Raw genomic sequence first — 5,583 nt, forward strand, 5'->3', positions numbered from 1 at the left:
CAGGTCAACTGTCACAGGTCAACTGTCACAGGTCAACTGTCACAGGTCAACTGTCACAGGTCAACTGTCACAGGTCAACTGTCACAGGTCACAGGTCAACGTCCAACTGTTGTTTGTTGCTGCGGTTCGATTACTTCGATTTCCACTCTCGCAACCCCGCTGCCGATCATTCCCAGCACGCTGGCGGCGCCGGCGGACAAGTCAATCAGCCGATCGCCCACATAGGGGCCGCGGTCGTTAATGCGGACGACTACGGAGCGGCCGTTGTCGAGATTTCGCACCATCACTCTAGTGCCGAAGGGCAACTGGCGGTGGGCTGCGGTCAAATCATTTTGGTTAAAACGCTCGCCGCTGGCGCTGAGGTTGCCGTTAAAGCCGGGGCCGTACCAGGAAGCCCAGCCGCTGAGCCGCACTTGAACTGGGCCTAGAGACAGCACGGGGGGTTCTGGTTGGGGTTGGCCTGCGACTGCTTCCAGGGGTGGGGCGTTGCCCAGCAGTCGGCGGAGGCGATTGGTTACTTGCAGGGCGTCTAGGCTGAAGTCGCTGGTGGTATCGGGGAGGATGGTGTCGGCGTTGATGCTTACCAAGTCCTCGCCGTTTGCCTCGATCAGGTAGCGATCGCCTTTTTCCCACTTAACGGTAATGCTGTTCGGATCGATGTTGTTGCGGGCTAGCTGGTTGAGTCTTGCTGCTAGGCTGGATGCCCGCCACACAGGATCGGGTTCTTGGTTGCTTTCGTTGCTGGCGATGTTTCCAACTTTGGGATTTTCTTTCGCGCCCGCTACTTTCAACTGACTGCGAGTATCGGCTTGGCTGTCGCCAGTTTCTGCTAAAGACGTGTTTTTTTCCGGACTGGCGTTGAGAAAGGTGATGACTGGAATGTTTCGCACGTAGACTGTCGCTGCTTGTCGCCCGCCCAAGTCGTGGGGCTGAATTTTGGCGATCGAGTCTCGGTCAATGTCAGCTCTTGCTTGGTACTGATACTGTCCGACTTTTTGTGCTTCGGCCCGAGTCGCGTTTAACTGCGGGGACGGTTGGGTGGCAATTACTTGCTTGGAGTCCTGAGAGTTTTGCTTGACAGCATTTGTTGCTTGTGCGTGACAAGACGATGCCGTTCCTACCACAGGAACTAACAGGACAGCGAGCAAACCACCAACAAATTTTTCCTTCATACGTCCATTTTTGTGAAGAGCCATTGCCAACCGAGATTGGAGGATTGGCCGTTTGGCGCAGGGCGTCAAGGATTTCTCTCTTGCCCTTCGCCATTCCCCCGTGAGTCAAAGCAAAGTATCGGGGTGCGTTTTTGCTTTAATGCTTCAGCCCCCAAAAAAATTGGCGGAAACTTCCCTGATACTTGACAACTCATACTCGATCCGCAATTTGTGTGTTGTTCACGAACTGCAACAGACTACCACAAACTTTTGCGCTTGGGGATCGCTGTGGCGGCACACTTCACCAAATCTTCATCAAATCTTCTCGGCGATCGGTATCATAAAATCCTTTAATTGCAATCCTTGCAGCCGTTTTCGCAATTCCTGAAAACTTTATAAAACTTTACAAAAATTTAGCGGATTTTATGGGTGGCCCAATGGCTAGTCTGAAAAAATCTGTTTGTCAAGTGTTGGCTGTTGAGCCCGCCCCAAAATCGATACAAGTTTCCGAGACTCATCGCCGCCCGGGCCCAAAATTTGAGACTCAAGTTCGGGCTCGGGTGATTCGTCTGTTAACCCTTACCGGCATAAACTAAAACTTACAAATCGATTTGGCGGACTTATGGATTATCGAGCAGCAGGTGTAGATGTTGAGGCGGGCAGAGCTTTTGTCGATCGCATCAAAAATACAGTCAAAAGCACCCACCGATCGGGTGTTTTGGGTGGATTCGGCGGATTTAGCGGGTTTTTCAGCGTCCCCGAGGGATTAAAAGAGCCGGTGATGGTTTCGGGCACTGACGGCGTGGGAACTAAGTTGAAATTGGCCCACGATCTCGATCGCCACGACACAGTAGGAATCGACTTAGTGGCGATGTGCGTCAACGACGTGCTGACATCCGGCGCGGAACCGCTATTTTTTCTCGATTATTTAGCCACAGGAAAGTTAAATTCCGAACAGTTAGCTGGGGTGGTGACAGGAATTGCTGACGGTTGCAAACAAGCGGGCTGTGCTTTGCTCGGAGGGGAAACCGCAGAAATGCCCGGTTTTTACCAAGCCGGTGAGTACGATTTGGCTGGTTTTTGCGTGGGAATTGTCGAAAAGAGCAAATTGCTCGACGGTTCGCAGGTACGGGTGGGAGATGTGGCTGTGGGGCTGGCTAGTTCCGGCGTGCACAGCAACGGTTTTAGTTTGGTGAGAAAAATTGCTGGCGATTTGGGTTTTGATTGGAATTCCCAACCAGAAAAGTTAGGTGGCAAAACTTTAGGAGAAGTGCTGCTGACTCCGACTACAATTTATGTTAAACCAGTCCTCGAAGCAATTAAGAGCGGTTTAGAAATTCACGGTATGGCTCACATTACTGGCGGCGGTTTGCCGGAAAATTTGCCCCGCTGTTTGGGAACCAATCAATCTGTGAAAATTGACTGTAATAGTTGGCAAACTTTGCCGATTTTTGACTGGATTGCTGAAGCTGGTTCAGTTGCGACTGTCGATATGTTCAATACTTTTAATATGGGTATTGGGTTTGTGCTGTTGCTCGATCGCCGGGAAGTTGACCAGGCTGTTAAATGGTTTCAATCTCAGGGAATTGCAGCGTTCGCGATCGGCGAAGTGATTGACGGTAACGGGGAATTGGTAATGGGCGCCGTTTAATTTTAATTGAAAAAATAAAAAAAAAGCGCCTTTTTTTTCGGCTCAATTGCTTGACTTTGACCATTCAATAAAGTATTATTAGATAATGGGAGTGGTGGCAATTTTAAAATTAATGTCACCACTCCCATTATCTAAAATATACCACAAAAATTCGCGACAAGTCAACAGGTAATACTTCTTTTTTAGGGCGGATTTTTTAACAAGATTGGCAGCAACCCCGTTGATTTCACAAAAAGCTATAGCAGTTCGAGATATCCTAGGGGTATTGACGGCTCAATCCCTCAATCCCTGCTCGAAGAGCAAAGCCGCTCCGGGCCAATTCTTCAATCTAAAATCGAAAAATGGAAAATCAAAACCTATACCTCACCTTTTTGGGACTCGGCTATAAACGACAATCCCAGTAACTGAACTTTAGGGGACTAGATATATTGTTAGCATCGTGACTTAATTGCAGATTTTAGATTTTTGCTAGGGGATTTGTGAGGAAAATGCTGGACATGAAACGTTTTAAATTGCGATCGATGCTGGCGGCGGCGATCGCGATCGCCTTTAGCTTAATTGCGATCGCCAGTTACGCCCAAACCAACAAGACTTTAACCCTGGCGACTTCCCCAGACTACCCGCCCTATGAATTTAAAGATACGGCTGTTAGCGGCAACGAAATCATCGGTTTTGACATCGATATTGCCAAATATATTACTAAAAAGTTGGGGTACGAGCTAAAAGTCATCGGCATGGATTTTAACGGCTTAATTCCGGCTTTGCAAGCAAAAAGAGCCGATTTTGTCATGGCGGGAATGACCCCCACAGCCGAAAGGAAAAAAAATGTAGATTTTTCTGAGCTTTACTACGAAGCTCAAAATACAATTGTCGCCAATAAAGGCAGCAATTTGACCAAAGCTGAAGATTTAACCGGGAAAAAAGTAGGCGTTCAACTCGGAAGCATTCAGCAGGAAGCTGTGAAAAAAATGGCTGGGGTGCAAGCGGCTCCTCTGAACAAGATTCCTGATATCATTCAAGAAATTAAAGCGAACCGGATCGCGGCGGGAGTAATTGAGGATACTGTCGCTAAAGGGTATGCAGACGCTAACCCGGACTTGGAATTTAACACAATTCCGAATACAGAAGAAAGCGGTTCGGCGATCGCCTTTGCGAAAGGTTCGAGATTAGTTCCAGAATTCAACCGCGTCCTCCAGCAAATGAAAGCCAGCGGTCAAATTAAGGAACTAGCTACTAAATGGTTTTCGCGATCGATCGCCCAAGAACCCGCTCAAGGAAATCAGCCTGCGGTAGCACCCAAGTTCGGGTTAGATTTTGGCAAAATTGTGCCGAATTTGCCTTATATTTTGTCAGGGATTTGGGTAACGCTCACCTTTACCTTGCTGTCGGCATTTCTGGGATTTCTCTGGGGAATCGTGCTGTCTCTGTTTAAGATTTCTAGCATTAAACCGCTGTTCTGGTTTGGTACTGCTTACACCTCAATTTTTAGAGGAACGCCGCTAATTTTGCAGTTGACTTTAGTTTATTTTGCAACGCCGCAGCTTACAGGCTATAATATATCGGCGCTGCAAGCTGGCGTGATTACTTTTTTCCTGAATTCTGGGGCTTATATTTCCGAAACCATCCGCGCCGGAATTCAAGCCGTAGATAAAGGGCAAAAAGAAGCAGCCGAATCCCTTGGCGTTCCCTACAAGCTGATGATGGGCGATATTATTTTGCCGCAAGCATTGAAAAATATTTTGCCTGCATTGGTGAATGAAAGTATTGCTTTGTTGAAGGATTCAGCTTTGGTTTCGGTAATCGGCGTAGAAGATTTGCTGCGCCGCGCTACAATTGTGGGAGCAGAAAAGTATATTTACTTTGAACCTTTGATATTTGTCGGCGCAATTTATTATTTGATGGTGCTTAGTTTAACTTGGGGGGCCAATGTACTCGAACGCAGACTCCAAAGTAGCAGTTAAGGTCGATCGCCTTTATAAATCTTTTGGCAATCTTAAGGTTTTGCGCGAGATCACCACGGAGATTCACAAAGGAGAAGTAATTGCGATTATCGGCCCTTCGGGGTGCGGTAAGTCTACTTTTTTGCGGTGTTTGAATTTACTGGAAGTTCCAACTTCAGGACAGATATACATTGATGGCGTGGATATCACTTTGCCGAAAGCCGATATTATGAAAATGCGGCAAAAAGTGGGGATGGTGTTTCAGCATTTCCACTTGTTCCCGCACATGACTGTGCTGCAAAATGTGACGTATGCGCCTCTCAAAGTGAAGCACGTTGCTAAGGATGAGGCGCGTCAGAAGGGCTTAGAATTGCTGGAAAAAGTCGGTTTGTCTGATAAGGCGGAGGTTTATCCTTCTAAGCTTTCGGGGGGTCAAAAACAGCGGGTGGCGATCGCCCGCTGCTTGGCGATGGAACCGGAAATTTTGCTGATGGACGAACCGACTTCTGCACTCGATCCAGAAATGGTGAAAGAAGTGTTGGATGTGATGAAAGCTTTGACGCAGACGGGGATTACCATGGCAATTGTGACTCACGAGATGGGTTTTGCACGGGAAGTCGCCCACCGCATCTTGTTTCTAGATGGCGGAAAGGTGGCGGAAGATGTGCCGCCGCAAGAGTTTTTTAGCAACCCCAAGTGCGATCGAGCCAAGCAATTTATGGAAAAAATGCTGTAACAGGTTCGTAGTGAGGACTTCAGTCCTTCAGGTTCGTAGTGAGGACTTCAGTCCTTCAGGTTCGTAGTGAGGACTTCAGTCCTTCAGGTTCGTAGTGAGGACTTC

At 47.9% G+C, this 5,583-nt stretch carries 4 protein-coding genes; 3 read left to right on the forward strand and 1 reads right to left on the reverse strand.

Features of this window, described 5'->3' with window-relative positions; all coding sequences use genetic code 11:
* Nucleotides 1–95 precede the first annotated feature (95 nt).
* The gene (locus tag QUB64_RS31805; RefSeq protein ID WP_333266466.1) at nt 96–1,172 is read right to left on the reverse strand and encodes a septal ring lytic transglycosylase RlpA family protein; all 1,077 of its coding nucleotides are present in this window, start codon (nt 1,170–1,172) and stop codon (nt 96–98) included.
* A 601-nt stretch (nt 1,173–1,773) separates the two neighbouring features.
* Between QUB64_RS31805 and purM the strand changes: the two genes are divergently transcribed.
* From purM to QUB64_RS31820, 3 genes are all read left to right on the forward strand, one after another.
* Complete coding sequence (gene purM, locus QUB64_RS31810) at nt 1,774–2,802, forward strand: phosphoribosylformylglycinamidine cyclo-ligase (protein ID WP_333266468.1); 1,029 nt, start codon at nt 1,774–1,776, stop codon at nt 2,800–2,802.
* A gap of 497 nt (nt 2,803–3,299) precedes the next feature.
* Nucleotides 3,300–4,763 (forward strand): ABC transporter substrate-binding protein/permease, encoded by a 1,464-nt coding sequence (locus QUB64_RS31815; protein WP_333266470.1) that lies wholly within the window; start codon nt 3,300–3,302, stop codon nt 4,761–4,763.
* Nucleotides 4,729–5,478 (forward strand): amino acid ABC transporter ATP-binding protein, encoded by a 750-nt coding sequence (locus tag QUB64_RS31820; protein ID WP_333266472.1) that lies wholly within the window; start codon nt 4,729–4,731, stop codon nt 5,476–5,478. Before QUB64_RS31815 ends, QUB64_RS31820 begins: the two co-directional genes overlap by 35 nt.
* Nucleotides 5,479–5,583 lie beyond the last annotated feature (105 nt).

The organism is Microcoleus sp. Aus8_D2 (genome assembly GCF_036702665.1).
In the GTDB taxonomy this organism is placed as follows: Bacteria; Cyanobacteriota; Cyanobacteriia; order Cyanobacteriales; family Microcoleaceae; genus Microcoleus.